Origin of the sequence: Streptomyces pristinaespiralis, assembly GCF_001278075.1 — a bacterium.
Lineage (GTDB): Bacteria > Actinomycetota > Actinomycetes > Streptomycetales > Streptomycetaceae > Streptomyces > Streptomyces pristinaespiralis.
The window spans coordinates 3,800,355-3,817,882 of the sequence record NZ_CP011340.1; the positions used below are offsets into that span (position 1 = coordinate 3,800,355).

At 71.3% G+C, this 17,528-nt stretch carries 13 protein-coding genes; 4 read left to right on the top strand and 9 right to left on the bottom strand.

Annotation, left to right across the window (positions count from 1 at the left end):
- The first annotated feature begins 14 nt into the window (after positions 1–14).
- Together SPRI_RS15965 and SPRI_RS15970 are read left to right on the top strand one after the other, a co-directional pair.
- A complete protein-coding gene (locus SPRI_RS15965; RefSeq protein ID WP_005313741.1) occupies positions 15–464 on the top strand; it encodes a VOC family protein in 450 nt (149 codons plus the stop codon).
- Positions 465–812: 348 nt separating this feature from the next.
- Positions 813–2,129, top strand: coding sequence for a M28 family metallopeptidase (locus SPRI_RS15970; RefSeq protein ID WP_037774016.1), 1,317 nt, complete (start codon positions 813–815; stop codon positions 2,127–2,129).
- A 100-nt stretch (positions 2,130–2,229) separates the two neighbouring features.
- On the opposite strand, the gene SPRI_RS15975 is transcribed toward SPRI_RS15970, so the two are convergent.
- The 4 genes from SPRI_RS15975 to SPRI_RS15990 form a co-directional block, all read right to left on the bottom strand.
- Positions 2,230–3,201 (bottom strand): ABC transporter permease, encoded by a 972-nt coding sequence (locus SPRI_RS15975; RefSeq protein WP_053557030.1) that lies wholly within the window; start codon positions 3,199–3,201, stop codon positions 2,230–2,232.
- Positions 3,188–4,126, bottom strand: a complete 939-nt coding sequence (locus SPRI_RS15980; RefSeq protein ID WP_005313747.1) for an ABC transporter ATP-binding protein — start codon at positions 4,124–4,126, stop codon at positions 3,188–3,190. The genes SPRI_RS15975 and SPRI_RS15980 overlap by 14 nt, the downstream gene beginning before the upstream one ends.
- A 138-nt stretch (positions 4,127–4,264) precedes the next feature.
- Positions 4,265–5,500, bottom strand: a complete 1,236-nt coding sequence (locus SPRI_RS15985; protein WP_005313749.1) for a LolA family protein — start codon at positions 5,498–5,500, stop codon at positions 4,265–4,267.
- A 164-nt stretch (positions 5,501–5,664) separates the two neighbouring features.
- The gene (locus SPRI_RS15990) at positions 5,665–6,675 is read right to left on the bottom strand and encodes a polyprenyl synthetase family protein (RefSeq protein WP_005313750.1); all 1,011 of its coding nucleotides are present in this window, start codon (positions 6,673–6,675) and stop codon (positions 5,665–5,667) included.
- A 207-nt stretch (positions 6,676–6,882) separates the two neighbouring features.
- Between SPRI_RS15990 and SPRI_RS15995 the strand changes: the two genes are divergently transcribed.
- On the top strand, positions 6,883–8,937 hold the full coding sequence (locus SPRI_RS15995) for a CocE/NonD family hydrolase (protein ID WP_005313752.1): 2,055 nt from the start codon (positions 6,883–6,885) through the stop codon (positions 8,935–8,937).
- Between the two features lie 83 nt (positions 8,938–9,020).
- Positions 9,021–10,247 (top strand): fumarylacetoacetase, encoded by a 1,227-nt coding sequence (gene fahA / locus SPRI_RS16000; protein ID WP_005313754.1) that lies wholly within the window; start codon positions 9,021–9,023, stop codon positions 10,245–10,247.
- Between the two features lie 87 nt (positions 10,248–10,334).
- Here fahA and SPRI_RS16005 read toward each other — a convergent pair whose 3' ends face one another.
- From SPRI_RS16005 to nuoL, 5 genes are all read right to left on the bottom strand, one after another.
- Positions 10,335–11,204, bottom strand: a complete 870-nt coding sequence (locus SPRI_RS16005) for a dioxygenase family protein (RefSeq protein WP_005313757.1) — start codon at positions 11,202–11,204, stop codon at positions 10,335–10,337.
- Between the two features lie 40 nt (positions 11,205–11,244).
- Positions 11,245–12,198, bottom strand: coding sequence for an AraC family transcriptional regulator (locus SPRI_RS16010; protein WP_078535490.1), 954 nt, complete (start codon positions 12,196–12,198; stop codon positions 11,245–11,247).
- 152 nt (positions 12,199–12,350) lie between these two features.
- Positions 12,351–14,006, bottom strand: coding sequence for an NADH-quinone oxidoreductase subunit NuoN (gene nuoN, locus SPRI_RS16015; RefSeq protein WP_005313761.1), 1,656 nt, complete (start codon positions 14,004–14,006; stop codon positions 12,351–12,353).
- Entirely contained in the window at positions 14,003–15,574 is a 1,572-nt protein-coding gene (locus SPRI_RS16020) for an NADH-quinone oxidoreductase subunit M (RefSeq protein WP_005313766.1), read from the bottom strand. The genes nuoN and SPRI_RS16020 overlap by 4 nt, the downstream gene beginning before the upstream one ends.
- 1 nt (position 15,575) lies before the next feature.
- Positions 15,576–17,519 carry an NADH-quinone oxidoreductase subunit L gene (gene nuoL / locus SPRI_RS16025; protein ID WP_053557031.1) on the bottom strand — a complete coding sequence of 648 codons (1,944 nt, stop codon included), beginning with the start codon at positions 17,517–17,519 and terminating at the stop codon, positions 15,576–15,578.
- Between the last annotated feature and the right edge of the window lie 9 nt (positions 17,520–17,528).

The window sequence follows — 17,528 nt, forward strand, 5'->3', positions numbered from 1 at the left end:
CTATAACTGGTTTCATGACACTGCATTGGAAGCTCGTGATCGACGCCGAGGACCCGCACGCCCAGGCCGACTTCTGGGCCGAGGCCCTCGGCTATGTGGTGGAGGACCACAGCCGGCTCATCGATCAGCTCCTCGCGCAGGGTGCGGCACCGCCGGACATCACCGTGGAGTCGCACGGTCATCTGGCGTGGCGCGATCTGGCCGCGGTCCGGCATCCGGACGACGACCACGACGAGTTGAGCGATGCCGGGCTCGGGCGCCGGGTGCTGTTCCAGCGCGTGCCGGAGCCGAAGACGGTGAAGAACCGGGTCCACATGGACCTGCACTCCGCTCCGGGGACCATGGAGGCGGAGGTCACCAGGCTGGAGTCGCGGGGAGCGGCGGTGCTGCGCCGGGTCAACGAGCCGAGCGGGCAGTGGATCGTGATGAGCGACCCGGAGGGCAACGAGTTCTGCGTCCAGTGACCGCCCCCGGGCAGACCGCAGGGTGTCCGTGAGCCGGACGGGGACCGCCCTGCGTGTGTCCGTGAGCCGGACGGGGACCGCCCTGCGTGTGTCCGTGAGCCGGACGGGGACCGCCCTGCGTGTGTCCGTGAGCCGGACGGGGACCGTCCAGCGCGTGTCCGTTGAGCGAACGGCCATGACCGATTTCCGCCCTTGACGCTATGTCACATCGTCACTGAACATCAGCACGCACACCGCACAAGCACACGCATCGCGTTCGAGAAGCACGCTCCAGCGCCCCGGGGACCGCCAACCCCGGGGCGTCACGCACGTTCCGTCCTGTCCCCGTACGGAATCCGGAGCCCCCACATGAAGCTCTCCGTTCCCAGATGTTCCGCCGTGGCCGCCGCGTTCGCCCTGGCAGGGCTGCTCGCGTCCGGCGCGCCCACGGCGTCCGCCGCTCCCGCGGCCCCGGTGTCCGCCCTCGCGGCACCCGACATACCGCTCGCCAACGTCAAGGCGCACCTGAACCGTCTCCAGACGATCGCCACCGAGAACGGCGGCAACCGCGCCCACGGCCGGGCCGGTTACAAGGCCTCCGTCGACTACGTGAAGGCGCAGCTGGACGCGGCCGGATTCACCACCGCCGTCCAGCAGTTCAGCTACAACGGCACCACCGGCTACAACCTGATAGCCGACTGGCCGGGCGGTGACGTCAACCGCACGGTGATGGCGGGCGCACACCTCGACTCCGTCAGCTCCGGCGCCGGCATCAACGACAACGGCTCCGGTTCGGCGGCCGTGCTGGAGGCCGCGCTCGCCGTCTCCCGCGCCCAGCTCCAGCCCGCGAAGCACCTGCGCTTCGGCTGGTGGGGAGCGGAGGAGCTGGGCCTGGTCGGCTCGAAGCACTACGTCAACAGCCTGCCGTCCACGGAGCGTTCGAAGCTCTCCGGCTATCTGAACTTCGACATGATCGGCTCCCCGAACCCGGGCTACTTCGTCTACGACGACGACCCGGTGATCGAGCAGACCTTCAAGGACTACTTCGCGGGCCTCGGGGTTCCCACCGAGATCGAGACCGAGGGCGACGGCCGGTCGGACCACGCGTCGTTCAAGAACGTGGGCATACCGGTCGGCGGACTGTTCACCGGAGCGAGCCGCACGAAGACCAGCGCCCAGGCACAGAAGTGGGGCGGCACGGCCGGTCAGGCCTTCGACCGCTGCTACCACTCGTCGTGCGACTCCCTGTCGAACATCAACGACACCGCGCTGGACCGCAACAGCGACGCGATCGCCCACGCCCTGTGGACGCTCTCCGCGGGAACGACGGAGCCGCCCGGCGAGCTGTACGAGAACACCACCGACGTCGCCATTCCCGACGCCGGCGCAGCCGTGACCTCCACCGTGTCCGTCACCGGCCGCACCGGCAACGCGCCCGCCGCCCTGAAGGTCGGCGTGGACATCAAGCACACCTGGCGCGGTGACGTGGTCGTCGACCTGATCGCACCGGACGGGACCGCCTACCGGCTGAAGAACTCCAGCGGCAGCGACTCCGCGGACAACGTCATCACCACGTACACCGTGGACGCGTCCTCTGAAGCGGCCAACGGCGACTGGAAGCTGCGCGTGCAGGACGTGGCGCGCTACGACACCGGCTACATCGACAGCTGGAAGCTGACCTTCTGAGCCCGCCGGCGGTCCGTCGCCGCCGACCTGCCGCATGCGCATGCCCCGGAAGCCGGAGGCGTGCGCATGCGGTCGTCGCGCGCGCCGGGTGGCGCCGGGCTCAGGACGTGATGTCCCTGGTGGTGAAGCGGGCCCACGCCGCCGAGCCGAACACCGCCGCGTACGCGGCCTGCACGCCCAGGTTCCGCAGCACCCCGTCCCACAGGAGGGGTTCGCGCATCAGGTCCGCGAAGGACATCCAGTGGTGCGTGAAGAGATACGGGTGGACGGCGTCCAGTTGCGGGATCGACTGAAGGATCTGCACGGTGATCAGCAGCCCGACGGTCGTCGCCATCGCCGCGATGCCGCTGCTCGTGAGCGTCGACACGAACAGCCCGATCGCGGCCAGTCCCACCAGCGACCCCGCCACGACCGCCGCGATCAGCACGGCCCGCCACAGCCCCTCGGTGAACGGGACGGGCACGCCCGAGATCGTGGTGACGTCGCCGACCGGGAAGAGCAACACCCCCACGGCGAGCGCCGACAGGGCCACCGTCAGTGTGGCCACCAGGCAGAAGGCCATGACGGCGGCGAACTTGGCGAGCAGCAGCCGGACCCGTCCGGCGGGCGCCACCAGCAGGTACCGCAGGGTGCCGGCGTTCGCCTCGCCCGCGACCGAGTCCCCGGCGACGACCCCCACCGCCATCGGCAGGAAGAACGGCAGGGTCGCCGCCAGGGCGGCGAAGACCAGGAACAGCCCGTTGTTGGTGATCTGGGAGACGAAGGCGACCCCGGCGCCGCCGTCGGGGGCGCCACCGCCGCCCACCGCGCCGCCGTCGCTCGTCTCGATCTTCACGGCGACGCCGATGAGCACCGGCACGACGGCCAGCACCCCCAGCAGGGCGAGGCTGCGCCAGCGGCGGAAGGTGAGCGTCAGCTCGGAGCGGAACAGGCCCGGCCCCCGGAACAGGCCGGGCGAGCGGAGGCGACGGGGCGCCGGCGGCGGCGTGACGGCCGCCGGGCTCCCCACCGCCCCGGCCTGCTGCACCGCGCCCGTCCGCTCCACCGGCTCGGCGGTCTCAGCCTGCGACATCGAAGCCCTCCCCGGTCAGCGCCACGAACGCGTCCTCGAGCGAGGCACGCTCCACCCCGAAACCCCGTACCCGCACACCGCCGTGGACCAGCGCCGCGTTGAGCCCGGCCAGTTCCGCGTCGTCGGCCGGCGGTTCGGCCGTCACCCGCTCGCCGTCCCGGACCACACCGGCGAGACCGTGCTCCGTGAGCATCCGCACCGCCTGCGCCGGGTCCGGTGTGAGGACGGCCAGCCGGCCTCTGGCGCCGGCCGCGAGCTCCGCCACCGGGCCCTGGGTGATCAGACGTCCCTGGGTCATCACCGCCGCGTGGGTGCACACCTGCTCGATCTCGTCCAGCAGGTGGGAGGAGAGGAAGACGGTGGTGCCGTCCGCGGCCAGCTCCCTCACCAGGGTCCGGATCTCCCGCATGCCCTGCGGGTCCAGTCCGTTCGTCGGCTCGTCCAGCACCAGCAGCTTCCTCGGGCTGAGCAGCGCCGCGGCCAGGCCCAGCCGCTGCTTCATGCCGAGGGAGTACGCCTTGGCCTTCTTGCCCGCCGCCTGGCTGAGGCCCACCCGGTCCAGCGCGGACGCGATCCGTGCGTCGCGGGTACGGGGATCGGCGCCGGGATCGGCCGAGTCGTAGCGCACCAGGTTGTCCCGGCCGCTGAGGAACCCGTACAGCGCCGGTCCCTCGATCAGTGCGCCGACGTGCGGAAGCACCGAACCGGCGGATCGGGGCATGGGCAGGCCGAGGACCGTGGCCGTGCCGGCGGTGGGCCCGATGAGGCCCATGAGCATGCGGATGGTGGTGGTCTTTCCCGACCCGTTGGGCCCGAGGAAACCGAAGACGCTGCCGGCGGGCACGCTGAGGTCGAGCCGGTCGACGGCCGGCCGGCCGCCCCGGTAGCGCTTGGTGAGCCCGCGTGTCTCGATGACGGCGGTCATCGCCTCTCCCGTTCGTCCGTGTCCGCTCGGTCAGGCCTCCGCCCCGCCGTGACGAGCGTACGGCGGGGCGGACGGCCGGAGTGATGCCTGCCGGCGGTTGTACCGGGCGGCGGGTGCGCCGCCCGGCCGTCCTGCCTGCTACTTGGCCTCGTTCGCGGCCTTCACCAGGGCGTCCTTGGTCACGGCGCCGACGTAGACCGTGCCGTCGTCGGTCATCAGGGCGTTGACCAGCCGGGTCTTGAAGACCGTGCCGGAGCCGAACTTCCCCTCGACCTTGTCGCCGAGGGCGTCGAGGAACTGCTGTGCCTCGGCCGGGACGTCGCCCTTCTCGTTCTTCGTCCCGCTGTCGCCCTGGCCGCCCGCGGGCCCTTCGATCTTGGCGATGGACGTCCAGCCCTCACCGATCACGTCGAGACCGCCCATGTCCCCGAGGCCCTTGAACTCCTCGTGGCCCTTCGGCGCGCGGGTGCCCTCGCCGTCCGCGTGCTCGTCGGCCTCGGTCACCTTGGCGCCCTTCGGCGGGGTGAAGTCGAAGGTGGAGGCGGCCGGCCGGGAGAAGTCGACCTTGGTGAAGCCCACGTCGACCACGGCCTTGCCGCCGCTGCTCGGGTTGAGGGTGAACTTCAGCGGCACGCCGTTCTTCGCGTCCACCGCGATGACGATCGAGCCGACCGTCGAGCCCTCCTGCTTGGGCTTGACGACCAGCTTGTACGCGTCGCGCCCGGCGACCTGGGAGGTGCCGTCGACGGTGACCGACGTGGTGTCGTCCGCGGCCTTCAGCACCTCGTCGGCGAGGTCCTTGGGCGTGGTGGGCAGGTCGCCCGGCGTCTGCCCGTCCTTGCCGTGCCCGCCTTCGCGCTGCCCGTCGCCCTCGGCGTGGAAGACCTCGTTCGAGGCGCTGTCGTAGCCCCACACGTCGTCGCCGTTGTGGATGAGGCTGTACTCGGAGGAGTCCTCCAGGATGGACACCTTCTGCCGGTCGGGGCCGTCGGCCGCGATCCGCAGGGTGTGGGTGCCCGTGGCGAGCTCGGTCAGCTTGGCGTCGGGAGCGGCGGAGGAGCCTTCGTCCTGGCCGCTGCCGCCGGTGAGCGAACCGGCGAGACCACCGAAGGACGGCAGCCCGAGGTCGGTGTTGATCTTGACGGTGCCGGAGAGCTGCTGGGTCTCCGACGCGGCCATCTTCTCGATGAGTTCCTGCGCGCTGATCTTCGGCAGATCGGGGTCACCGGAGGCAGCGAGCGCCGGGACGAGCCCGATGGTCGCGGCCGCCACACCGGCCACCGCGACCGGGACGAGGTAGCGGGCCGTCTTGCGACGCCCCGCCGCGAGGTCCTTGGCCTCTTCGGTGGTCCGTGTGCTGTCGTTCGGTGCCATGGTGTGCCCTACCTCCGTGGTTGGTCAGGGGTGGTGCTCTCCATATGACCAAATCGGCCGCACGGAAGCGTCAGACCGCGGGCGCAACTTCCTCTACCCCTCTGGGATGAGAGGAACCCCCGGCAACTCACCCGTCCCGTAGGGGGTTCGGCGCCGTGACCGGATCAGCCGGCGCGGTGGACCACCGCGTCGCACAGCTCCTCGAGGGCTGCCTTGGCGGAGCAGTCCGGCAGCGGGGCGAGCATCGCCCGCGCCTCCTGTGCGTACCGCACGGTGTCCTTGCGGGCCTGCTCGAGCGCGGGGTGCTCACGCAGCCGCCGCAGCGCTTCCGCGTGCCGGTCGTCGTCGGTCAGGTCGCTCTCGAGGAGCGCCACGAGCTCGAGGTCCTCCGGCCGGCCTTCGGCGTCCGCCATGGCGCGCAGCCGCAGGACCGGCAGCGTGGGGACGCCCTCGCGCAGGTCCGTGCCGGGGGTCTTGCCGGACTCGTGCGAGTCGGAGGCGATGTCGAGGACGTCGTCGGCGAGCTGGAAGGCGACACCGAGCCGCTCGCCGTACTGGGTGAGGGTGTCGACGACACGCTCGTCGGCCCCGGACATCATCGCCCCGAAGCGCACGGAGACGGCCACGAGGGAGCCCGTCTTGCCCGCCATGACGTCGAGGTAGTGGTCCACCGGGTCACGGCCGTCGCGGGGGCCCGCGGTCTCCAGGATCTGTCCGGTCACCAGCCGCTCGAACGCCTCCGCCTGGATGCGTACGGCCTCCGGGCCGAGGTCGGCCAGGATGTGCGAGGCCCGGGCGAAGAGGAAGTCGCCGGTCAGCACGGCCACGGAGTTGCCCCAGCGGGTGTTGGCGCTGTCCACACCGCGGCGTACGTCCGCCTCGTCCATGACGTCGTCGTGGTAGAGCGTCGCGAGGTGGGTGAGCTCGACGACCACGGCGGAGGGCACGATCCCCGGCGCGTACGGGTCGCCGAACTGGGCGGCCAGCATCACCAGCAGGGGCCGGAACCGCTTGCCGCCGGCCCGTACCAGGTGCTGGGCGGCCTCCGTGATGAACGGGACCTCGCTCTTGGTGGCGTCGAGCAGGCCCGCCTCGACGGCCGACAACCCGGTCCGGACATCGGCCTCAAGAGCCTGGTCCCGCACGCTCAGCCCGAACGGCTCGACGACGGTCACGAGGAGATCTCCTGTCTGATGACGATCACACGGATTGTCGATGTGTCGCTGCATTCACTCAAGTCAGCGTATCCGGTCGCCTTTCGATCACCATGAGCGCCTTCCCGCCGCCCCCGGTATGTTCGTGATCAGCCTCAATGGTAGGAAATGCACCGTTTGATCGTTACCGTCGGACCACCGCCCCTCACCCGCCGCCGAGGTCCCGCCATGCGTATCCGTACCGACTTCCCGTACGAGACGGTCCACACGGATCTCCGCATCCCGCTGCCCGGACCGCCGGGGATGCCCCAGGACCCTCCGGACGCCGGCGGCCCCGTCGGTCTGTACGCGCGGGTGTGGCGGCCGGTCACCGACGAGCCCGTGCCCGCGCTGCTGGAGTACGCACCGCACCGGCTCACCGACGCGACGGCGGTCCGCGACGGGGAACGCCACCCCTGGTACGCGGGCCACGGCTACGCCTCCGTGCGGGTCGACGTACGCGGCCACGGCAACAGCGAAGGCGTCCCCGGCGGCGAGTACGACGCGATCGAGCTGTCCGACGGCGTCGCCGTGATCGAGTGGCTCTCCCGGCAGCCGTGGTGCAGCGGCCGGGTCGGCATGTTCGGCATCGGTACGGGCGGGCGGAGCGCGCTGCGGATCGCGGCCCTGGCGCCACAGCCGCTGCGGGCGGTGGTGGTCGTGGACGCGAGCGACGACCCGTACGACAACGACGGCCCCTACCTGGGCGGCGCAGTCGCCGCCCAGGGGCTGCACTCGACGGCCGCGGGGAGGCTGGCGCTCGCGGCCCGGCCGCCCGACCCGCTCCACACCGGCGACGAGTGGCTCGCGATGTGGCTCGCGCGGCTCGAGGCCCTCACCCCCATGGCCCCCACCTGGCTGGCCCACCCCCTGCGCGACGAGTTCTGGCGGAGCGCCGGCGTCAGCGACGACACCGCGGCGGTGCGGGCCGCCGTGCTGGCCGTGAGCGGACTGCACACGCCGTACCGGGACACGGTCCTCCGACTGGTCGAGCGGCTCCCCGCGGACCGCGTGCGGGGACTGATCGGGCCGTGGCCGCACCAGTACCCGGACCGCGACCCCGACCGGGACAGCGAGCAGGAGCATCCGCGCGAGCGGGCCCCGGCGATCGGCTTTCTCCAGGAGACGCTCCGGTGGTGGGACCACTGGCTCAAGGACAAGGACACGGGCGTGCTGTCGGAGCCGCTGCTGCGGTGCCGGCTCGGGACGGCCGACCCGTCGCGGGGGCACTGGACCGGGGCGGACGCGTGGCCGCCGCCGCAGGTCACCGTCGTCCCGTACGCGCTGGGCGGCGGCCCCGTCCTCGTCGACTCGCCGCCGCGCACCGGGACGGACGCGGGCCGCTTCCTGCCGGTCGGCCACGACGGCGACCTGCCGCCGGACCAGCGGGAGGAGGACGCCCGGTCCGCGTGCTTCGAGTTCCCCGTCGGCGACGACGCGCTCGCCGTTCTCGGCCGCCCCCGCGTCACCCTGCGGCTGCGTCCCGCCGCCTCCGGCGGGACGGTCGTGGCGCGGCTCTGCGACGTCTCCCCCGACGGTCTCTCCACGCTCGTCACCCGCGGGGCGCTGAACCTCGCCGCCCGCCGCGGCCCGGAACGTGCGGCGCCCTGGCCCGCCGGCACGGTGGAGGACGTGACGTTCGACCTGGCGGCGGCCTGCCACCTCTTCGAGCCGGGGCACCGCATCCGGCTCGCCGTCTCCTCCGCGTACTGGCCGTGGATCTGGCCGGACCCCGCCCCCGGCGGCTTCACCCTCGACCCGGCGGGCTCCCGGCTCGATCTGCCGGTCCGGCCAGAGCCTGAGGAGGCGGAGCCGGAGCAGCCCGTCCGCTTCGAAGAGCCGGAGCACTCCGCGGCGCCCCCGGTCGCCGTCCCGCAGACGCTCGACGAGCAGCCGCCGCGACTGCTGCTCACCCGTGACGTGCCGGCCGGCCGCTGGACCCTCGCGGCGACGCCCCACCGCGGCGGCACCCATGTGCACCCGGACGGACTGGAGTACACGCAGGAGTGCCACGAGACGTACACGGTCCAGGACGACGCACCGCTCTCCGCCCGCGCCCGCGCGGAGTGGACGATCCGGCTGCACCGCCCGGAAGCGGCCTGGGACGTGCGCGTCGGGACGCGCTCCGAGATCAGCCGCGAGGCGGCCGGCTTCCTCACCCGCGACGAGCTGGTCTGCAGGCACGGCGACGAGATCGTCTTCCACCGGACCTGGGAGAAACGCGTCTCCCGGCCGGCGGGCTGAACAGGGGGCCCGGCACGGTGCCATGACCGCGGGGCGGCCACGTAACGTGTCACCCACATCCGTGGAAAGCGAGGCAAGCACCGATGCCCGAGCAGAGCCCGCTCGATCTCGCCGAGGGCGATCCCTTCGGCCCGCACAACCTTCCGTACGGCGTCTTCACCACGGCCGGCGAACCCGACCGCAGGCGGCTCGGTGTCCGGATCGGGAACCACGTGCTCGACGTCGGCGCCGCCGCGCACGCGCTCGGCTCCCCCTATGCCGGACTGCTGGCCCGCCCGAACCTCAACCCGCTGCTGGCGGCCGGGCGTACGGCGTGGCGCGATGTGCGCAGGGCGATCACCGCCTGGGTCACGGTGCCGGCGCACCGGCCCGACATAGAGCCGCTGCTGCACCCGGTGGACGCCGTGACGATGCACCTCCCGTACGAAGTGGCGGACTACGTCGACTTCTACGCGAGCGAGCACCACGCCACCAACGTGGGCCGGATCTTCCGCCCCGACGGCGAGCCGCTGACCCCCAACTGGAAGCACCTGCCGATCGGTTACCACGGCAGGTCCGGCACGGTCGTCGTCTCCGGCACCGACGTGGTGCGCCCCTCGGGGCAGCGCAAGGCGCCCGCGGACCCCGCGCCCGTCTTCGGTCCCTCCGTGAAGCTCGACATCGAGGCCGAGGTCGGCTTCCTCGTCGGCACCCCCTCCGAGCAGGGGAAGCCGGTCGCCCTCGCGGACTTCCGCGACCACGTCTTCGGCCTCTTCCTGCTCAACGACTGGTCGGCGCGCGACATCCAGGCCTGGGAGTACGTGCCGCTCGGCCCCTTCCTCGGCAAGTCCTTCGCCACGTCGGTCGCCGCGTGGGTGACCCCGCTGGAGGCACTGGACGCGGCAAGGACCGCCCCGCCGGCCCGTGACGTCGAGCTGCTGCCCTACCTCGACGACTCGGCGGAGGAGGAGCCGGGTGGATTCGACGTACGGATCTCGGTGGCGATCAACGGCCGGGTCGTCGCGGAACCGCCGTTCGACACCATGTACTGGACGGCCGCCCAGCAGCTGGCCCACATGACGGTCAACGGCGCCTCGCTCCGTACGGGCGACCTCTACGGCTCCGGCACGGTCAGCGGCCCCGAGGTGAACCAGCGCGGTTCGCTGCTCGAGCTCACCTGGAACGGCCGCGACGCCCTGGAACTGCCGGAGGGCAAGCGGACGTTCCTCGAGGACGGCGACGTGGTCACGCTGACGGCCTGGGCCCCGGGCCCGGACGGTGTACGGGTCGGGCTCGGCGAGGTCGCGGGGCGCATCGTCCCGGCGCACTGACGCCCTCCCGCTCATGATGAAGGCCCGGCCCCCCGGCTCAGGGGTGCCGGGCCTTCGCGCGGTCCCCTCAGCTGCGCCCCGCCGTGGTCACTCGGCCCGCCAGAGCGCCGGGACCGACGGTGGCTCCCAGCCGGGCTGGGCCTGATGCCCCTGGAGACACACATAGGTGACGCCTCCATAGGTCACCCGGACACCCGGCGCGTAGCTCGTGCCCACGGCCCAGGTGCCACCGGGTGGTGGTGTCGTCGGCCCCTCGGTAGGGCCCGGTCCCGGGGTCTGCGGCACGTTCAGCACGAAGTCGAACGCCGCTTCCCGCGCGCCGCCGGTGTCGCGCACCGTCATCAGCAGGCGCGGGTCGAACAGCGCGTCGGTGCTGTTGCGCGGCTCGTTCGGGAAGTAGAGCTGGGTGGTCAGCACCGGGCGGCCGGGAGCCTGCACCTTGACGTGGAGGTGCCGCGTACGGCCCGGGTAGAGGCCCGGCACGATCGTGGTGAGGGAGAACGCGCCCCGGGCGTCGGTGAACTGGTGTCCGCGGAAGCGGAACCCCACGTTGTCGTAGGCGCCGTTGACGTCGGCCTGCCAGAAGTCGAGCAGGACGCCGCTCAGGGGCAGACAGGCCGAGCCGAAGGCGTAGCCGGAGACGGTGAGACGTGTGCCCGGGGTGCCCGCCTCCAGCAGCGAGGACCGTCGCGGCGAGTTCGGCTTGAAGTAGGGGCCTTCCATCTGCGGCGGTGTCGGGTCGTCGCCGTCGTCGCACTCGGGGGTGAGGGCGGGGGCCTCTCCCGTCACCGAGGCGGTGCGCGCCAGCGCCGGCACGCCCATGAGGGCGATGGGGGCCGCCACGGAGGCGGCGAGGGCCGCGCGCAGCACCGTCTTGCGGCTGGGACGCCGGTCGGGCGCCGCGCCGGTGGCCGTCGTTTCCGGGAGCTTTCCGGTCGTGCCGGTGTCGCCGTCCATGCCTGCTCCTTCGTGGGGGGCGGGGGGGTCGGCAACGAACCTACGCAGACGGCTTTGGGCGGACGATGGACAGGAGCCGGTGGTCATGGTGAATATCGCCGTGGACGTCGCCGCCGCGCCGGAAGCCGCCGGGGCTCACGCCGGTCTCCCGCCGGAAGAAGCGGCAGAAGTACGCGGGGTCGGTGAAGCCCACCCGGGCCGCCACCTGCCGCACCGTGAGATCCGTCCTGGCCAGCAGCCTCTTGGCCTCGTGGGTGCGGGCCTCGCGGATCAGCCGGCCCGGGGTCCTGCCGGTCGCCGCCTTGACCGCCTCGGCGAGATACCCCACGCTGACGCCGATCCGGTCCGCGCAGGCCGCCGCCGACCACAGGGCGGGCTCGTTGCGGGCGACGAGCCGCAGGAACTCCTCCGCCACCGCGCCGTGCCGCGTGGGCGGCGGTGGCGGCGCGGGCTCCGGCAGGCGTGCCGTGCGGACGACGAGGACGTGGAGCAGCGCCCGCAGCACGGTGGCGAATCCCGCGGCACCGCGGCGGTACTCCTCGTCGAGGTCGGCGATCAGCCGGGCGGTGCGTGCGTGGGTCTGCTCGTCCAGATCCCTCCACGGGCGCTCCGCGATCCGCCGCAGCAGCTCCCGGTCGCCGGGATGGTCCAGCAGGAAGTCCTCGGTGAACAGCACGACGGATCCCTCCAGTCCCGTCACGTCGTCCCAGTGGTGCACCTGTCCGGGGGCGATGACGCACAGATGCGGCGGCCGCAGCCGCCAGCGGGAGAGGTCGATGACATGGGCGCCGGTCCCGCCGGTGACGTGCACGATCTCGTAGAAGGTGTGCCGGTGCGGGAAGGCGGCCCGGGACATGGGGCCGATGGTGTCGAAGGTGCCGATCGCGAACGGCATCGCGTTCGGCAGGGGCACCTCCAGGCGGTGCATGGGCAGTGCGCCCTCCCGCGGGGTGCGGCAGGACTCCGTCCCTGGTAACACCGTCGTACCGCGCATCATCCGACTCCTCACCCCGAACGGCAGGTCCAGACCAATTGGTGCCCCGGGTGCGGCTCAGGTCAACACGGCGTCCCGCGCGAGGAACAGGACACGCCGAAGGTCCGGCCTCTCCCCCGAGGAGACGCCGGACCTTCTCGCTGTGCCGCTCGTCAGCGGACGAACACGCCCGCCTGGCTCGCCAGATCCAGGAAGTACTGCGGGGCGAGACCGAGCACCAGCGTGACCGCCACGCCGACCCCGATCGTCGTCATCGTCAGCGGCGAGGGCACCGCGACCGTCGGACCCTCCGGCTTCGGCTCGCTGAAGAACATCAGCACGATGACCCGGATGTAGAAGAACGCCGCGATCGCCGACGAGATCACACCGACCACGACCAGCGCCCCGGCGCCGCCCTCGGCCGCGGCCTTGAAGACCGCGAACTTGCCCGCGAAACCGGAGGTCAGCGGGATGCCCGCGAAGGCCAGCAGGAACACCGCGAAGACCGCCGCCACCAGCGGCGAACGCCGTCCCAGACCCGCCCACTTGGAGAGGTGGGTCGCCTCGCCGCCCGCGTCGCGGACCAGCGTGACGACCGCGAACGCGCCGATCGTCACGAAGGAGTAGGCCAGCAGGTAGAAGAGGACGGACGAGATGCCCTCGGGGGTCGTGGCGATGACACCGGCGAGGATGAAACCGGCGTGGGCGATCGACGAGTACGCCAGCAGCCGCTTGATGTCGGTCTGCGTGATCGCGACGATCGCACCGCCGAGCATGGTGACGATGGCGATCGCCCACATGACCGGCTGCCAGTCCCAGGCGAGGCCCGGCAGCGCCACGTACAGCAGCCGCAGCAGGGCGCCGAAGGCGGCGACCTTGGTGGCCGCGGCCATGAAGCCGGTGACCGGGGTCGGTGCGCCCTGGTAGACGTCCGGCGTCCACATGTGGAACGGCACCGCGCCGACCTTGAACAGCAGGCCCATCAGGATCAGCGCGCCGCCGATCAGCAGCAGCGCGTCGTTGCCCATGGTGTCGGCGAGCGCCGGGTCGATGGTGCGCACGCTGCCCTCGACGACGTCCGCGATCCGGGCGTACGAGACGGAGCCCGCGTAGCCGTAGACCAGGGCGATGCCGAAGAGCAGGAACGCCGAGGAGAACGCGCCCAGCAGGAAGTACTTCACCGCGGCCTCCTGCGACATGAGCCGCTTGCGGCGGGCCACGGCGCACAGGAGGTACAGCGGGAGGGAGAACACCTCGAGGGCGATGAAGAGCGTCAGCAGATCGTTGGCGGCCGGGAAGACCAGCATGCCGGTGATCGCGAACAGCACGAGCGGGAACACCTCGGTGGTGGTGAACCCCGCCTTGACGGCGGCCTTCTCGTGCTCGCTGCCGGGTACGGCGGCGGCCTCCGCGGCGAACGAGTCGATGCGGTTGCCGTGCGCCGCCGGGTCGAGCCGGCGTTCGGCGAAGGTGAAGACCGACACCAGCGAGGCCAGCAGGATGGTGCCCTGAAGGAACAGCGCCGGTCCGTCGACCGCGATGGCGCCCATCGCCGCGATCTGCTTCTCGGTGGTGCCGTACCCGCCGGCGGCGAGCCCGACGACCGCCGCGAAGGCGGCCGCCAGCGCGACGCTGGTGAGGAACAGCTGTGTGTAGTAACGGGCCCTGCGCGGGACGAAGGCCTCCACGAGGATGCCCAGGACGGCCGCACCGACCACGATCAGCACGGGTGCCAGTTGTGCGTACTCGATGTGGGGCGTGGGGATCTTGCCCAGGGGCTCGACCTCCGCCGCCGTTGTCCACAGGCTGTGGACAGCTGTAGCGCTCACTTGGCCGCCTCCACATCGGGCCGGGGGTCCTGCTTCTGTACGTCGGACATCGTGTGCTCCACGGCCGGGTTGATGATCTCCGTCAGCGGCTTCGGGAAGACGCCGAGGAAGAGCAGCAGGGCGATCAGCGGGGCGACCACCGCCAGTTCCCGCACCTTGAGGTCCGGCATCGTGCGCACCTCGGTCCTCACCGGGCCGGTCATCGTCCGCTGGTAGAGGACCAGGGTGTAGAGCGCGGCGAGCACGATGCCGAGGGTCGCGATGATCCCGGCCACCGGATAGACGGCGAACGTGCCGACCAGGACCAGGAATTCACTGACGAACGGCGCGAGCCCCGGCAGCGAGAGAGTGGCCAGGCCGCCGATCAGGAACGTGCCCGCGAGCACCGGGGCGACCTTCTGCACACCGCCGTAGTCGGCGATGAGCCGCGAGCCGCGCCTCGAGATCAGGAAGCCGGCCACCAGCATCAGCGCCGCTGTGGACAGGCCGTGGTTGACCATGTAGAGCGTCGCGCCGGACTGGCCCTGGCTGGTCATGGCGAAGATGCCGAGGACGATGAAGCCGAAGTGCGAGACCGACGCGTAGGCGATCAGGCGCTTGATGTCGCGCTGGCCGACCGCCAGCAGCGCGCCGTAGACGATGCTGACCAGCGCCAGCACGATGATCACCGGGGTGGCCCACTTCGACGCCTCCGGGAAGAGCTGGAGGCAGAAGCGCAGCATCGCGAAGGTGCCGACCTTGTCGACGACCGCCGTGATGAGCACGGCGACGGGGGCCGTCGCCTCGCCCATGGCGTTGGGCAGCCAGGTGTGCAACGGCCACAGCGGCGCCTTGATCGCGAAGGCGAAGAAGAAGCCGAGGAACAGCAGCCGTTCGGTGGTGGTCGCCATGTCCAGCGAGCCGCTCGCCCTGGCCTCCGCGATCTCGGAGAGCGAGAAGCTCCCCGCGACCACGTACAGCCCGATGACGGCGGCGAGCATGATCAGGCCGCCGGCCAGGTTGTAGAGCAGGAACTTGACCGCCGCGTACGAACGCTGCGCGGCGGCGTTCTCGTCGGTGCCGGAGTGGGCGCGGTCGCCGAAGCCGCCGATGAGGAAGTACATCGGGATGAGCATGGCTTCGAAGAGGATGTAGAAGAGGAAGACGTCGGTGGCCTCGAAGGACAGGACCACCATCGCCTCGACCATGAGGATCAGGGCGAAGAAGCCCTGAGTGGGCCGCCAGCGTGACGACTTGTTCTCGAGGGGATCGGCGTCGTGCCAGCCCGCGAGGATGACGAACGGGATCAGCAGCGCGGTGAGCGCCACCATCACGACCCCGATGCCGTCCACGCCGAGCTCGTAGCGGACGCCGAAGTCGGCGATCCAGGCGTGCGATTCGGTGAGCTGGTACCGGTCGCCACCCGGCTCGAACCGTACGAGCACGATCGCGGCCATGACCAGCGTGGCGAGCGAGAAGAGCAGGGCCACCCATTTGGCGGCGGTCCTGCGCGTGGCGGGGACGGCGGCGGTGACGATGGCGCCCACCGCCGGGAGCACCGCCGTGGCCGTCAGGATCGGGAAGGACATGTCAGACCGCCCTCATCAGCAGGGTCGCGGCGATCAGGATCGCCGTACCGCCGAACATCGAGACCGCGTAGCTGCGGGCGTAGCCGTTCTGCAGCTTGCGCAGCCGGCCGGAGAGCCCGCCGAACGAGGCGGCCGTGCCGTTCACCACGCCGTCGACCAGGCTGTGGTCGACGTAGACCAGCGACCGGGTGAGGTGCTCGCCACCGCGGACCAGGACCACGTGGTTGAAGTCGTCCTGGAGGAGGTCGCGGCGGGCGGCCCGGGTGAGCAGCGAGCCGCGCGGTGCGGTGACCGGCACCGGCCGGCGCCCGTACATCAGGTAGGCGATCAGTGCTCCGGCCAGCAGGACGACCATGGTCGCGGTGGTGATGGCCGGGACGCTGATCACCGGGTGCGGGTGCTCGAACTCGGTCACCGGGGCGAGCCAGTTGGCGAACCGGTCGCCGATGGAGAAGAACGCTCCCGCGAAGACCGATCCGAAGGCGAGCACGATCATCGGGATCGTCATCGACCTGGGCGACTCGTGCGGGTGCGGCATCTCGCCGGCGTGGGACTCCGCGGCGGGCTCGGCACTCGCCGCCTTGTCCGCGTCGGGCGCCGGCTGCCAGCGCTTCTCACCGAAGAAGGTCATGATCATCACGCGCGTCATGTAGAACGCGGTGATGCCCGCGCCGAGCAGGGCCACACCGCCGAAGATCCAGCCGCGGATCCCGTCGTCGTAGGCGAACGCCGCCTCGATGATCTTGTCCTTGGACCAGAAGCCGGACAGACCGGGGAAGCCGATGATCGCCAGGTAGCCGAGACCGAAGGTGACGAAGGTGATCGGCATGTACTTGCGCAGACCGCCGTACTTCCTCATGTCGACCTCGTCGTTCATGCCGTGCATGACCGAACCGGCGCCGAGGAAGAGCCCGGCCTTGAAGAAGCCGTGCGTCACCAGGTGCATGATCGCGAAGGCGTAGCCGATCGGGCCGAGACCGGCCGCGAGGACCATGTAGCCGATCTGCGACATCGTCGAACCGGCCAGCGCCTTCTTGATGTCGTCCTTCGCGCAACCGACGATCGCACCGAAGAGCAGCGTGACGGCGCCGACGATGACGACGGCGAGCTGCGCGTCCGGTGCGGCGTTGAAGATCGCGCCGGAGCGGACGATCAGGTAGACGCCGGCGGTGACCATGGTGGCCGCGTGGATCAGGGCGGAGACCGAAGTCGGGCCCTCCATCGCGTCCCCGAGCCAGGACTGCAGCGGCACCTGGGCCGACTTGCCGCACGCGGCGAGCAGCAGCATCAGGCCGATGGCCGTCAGCATGCCCTCGCTCGTCTCCTCCGTCGCCGCCAGCACCGGGCCGAACGCGAAGGTGCCGAAGGTGGTGAACATCAGCATGATCGCGATCGACAGGCCCATGTCACCGACGCGGTTGACGAGGAAGGCCTTCTTCGCCGCGGTGGCCGCGCTGGGCTTGTGCTGCCAGAAGCCGATGAGCAGGTAGGACGCGAGACCGACGCCCTCCCAGCCCACGTACAGCAGCAGGTAGTTGTCGGCGACGACCAGCAGGAGCATCGCCGCGAGGAACAGGTTGAGGTAGCCGAAGAAGCGGCGGCGCCGCTCGTCGTGCTCCATGTAGCCGATCGAGTAGATGTGGATCAGGGTGCCCACACCGGTGATCAGCAGGACGAACGTCATCGACAGCTGGTCGAGCTGGAAGGCGATGTCCGCCTGGAAGCCCTCGACGGGGATCCAGCTGAACAGCTTCTGGTGCAGGGCCCGTTCCTCGGCGCCCTTGCCCAGCATGTCGACGAACAGCACCGCGCCGACGACGAAGGAAGCGGCCGCGAGCAGGGTGCCCAGCCAGTGACCGGACCCATCGAGGCGGCGCCCGCCGCACAGCAGGACCGCCGCTCCGAGCAGAGGCGCCGCGACGAGCAGCGCAATCAGGTTCTCCACGATTCTTCC

Bases quoted from the DNA above. Each gene is read 5' to 3' on its own strand.
- SPRI_RS15965 (WP_005313741.1), top strand. From the start codon at position 15: ATGACACTGCATTGGAAGCTCGTGATCGACGCCGAGGACCCGCACGCC.
- SPRI_RS15970 (WP_037774016.1), top strand. From the start codon at position 813: ATGAAGCTCTCCGTTCCCAGATGTTCCGCCGTGGCCGCCGCGTTCGCC.
- SPRI_RS15975 (WP_053557030.1), bottom strand. From the start codon at position 3,201: ATGTCGCAGGCTGAGACCGCCGAGCCGGTGGAGCGGACGGGCGCGGTG.
- SPRI_RS15980 (WP_005313747.1), bottom strand. From the start codon at position 4,126: ATGACCGCCGTCATCGAGACACGCGGGCTCACCAAGCGCTACCGGGGC.
- SPRI_RS15985 (WP_005313749.1), bottom strand. From the start codon at position 5,500: ATGGCACCGAACGACAGCACACGGACCACCGAAGAGGCCAAGGACCTC.
- SPRI_RS15995 (WP_005313752.1), top strand. From the start codon at position 6,883: ATGCGTATCCGTACCGACTTCCCGTACGAGACGGTCCACACGGATCTC.
- fahA (WP_005313754.1), top strand. From the start codon at position 9,021: ATGCCCGAGCAGAGCCCGCTCGATCTCGCCGAGGGCGATCCCTTCGGC.
- SPRI_RS16005 (WP_005313757.1), bottom strand. From the start codon at position 11,204: ATGGACGGCGACACCGGCACGACCGGAAAGCTCCCGGAAACGACGGCC.
- SPRI_RS16010 (WP_078535490.1), bottom strand. From the start codon at position 12,198: ATGCGCGGTACGACGGTGTTACCAGGGACGGAGTCCTGCCGCACCCCG.
- SPRI_RS16020 (WP_005313766.1), bottom strand. From the start codon at position 15,574: ATGTCCTTCCCGATCCTGACGGCCACGGCGGTGCTCCCGGCGGTGGGC.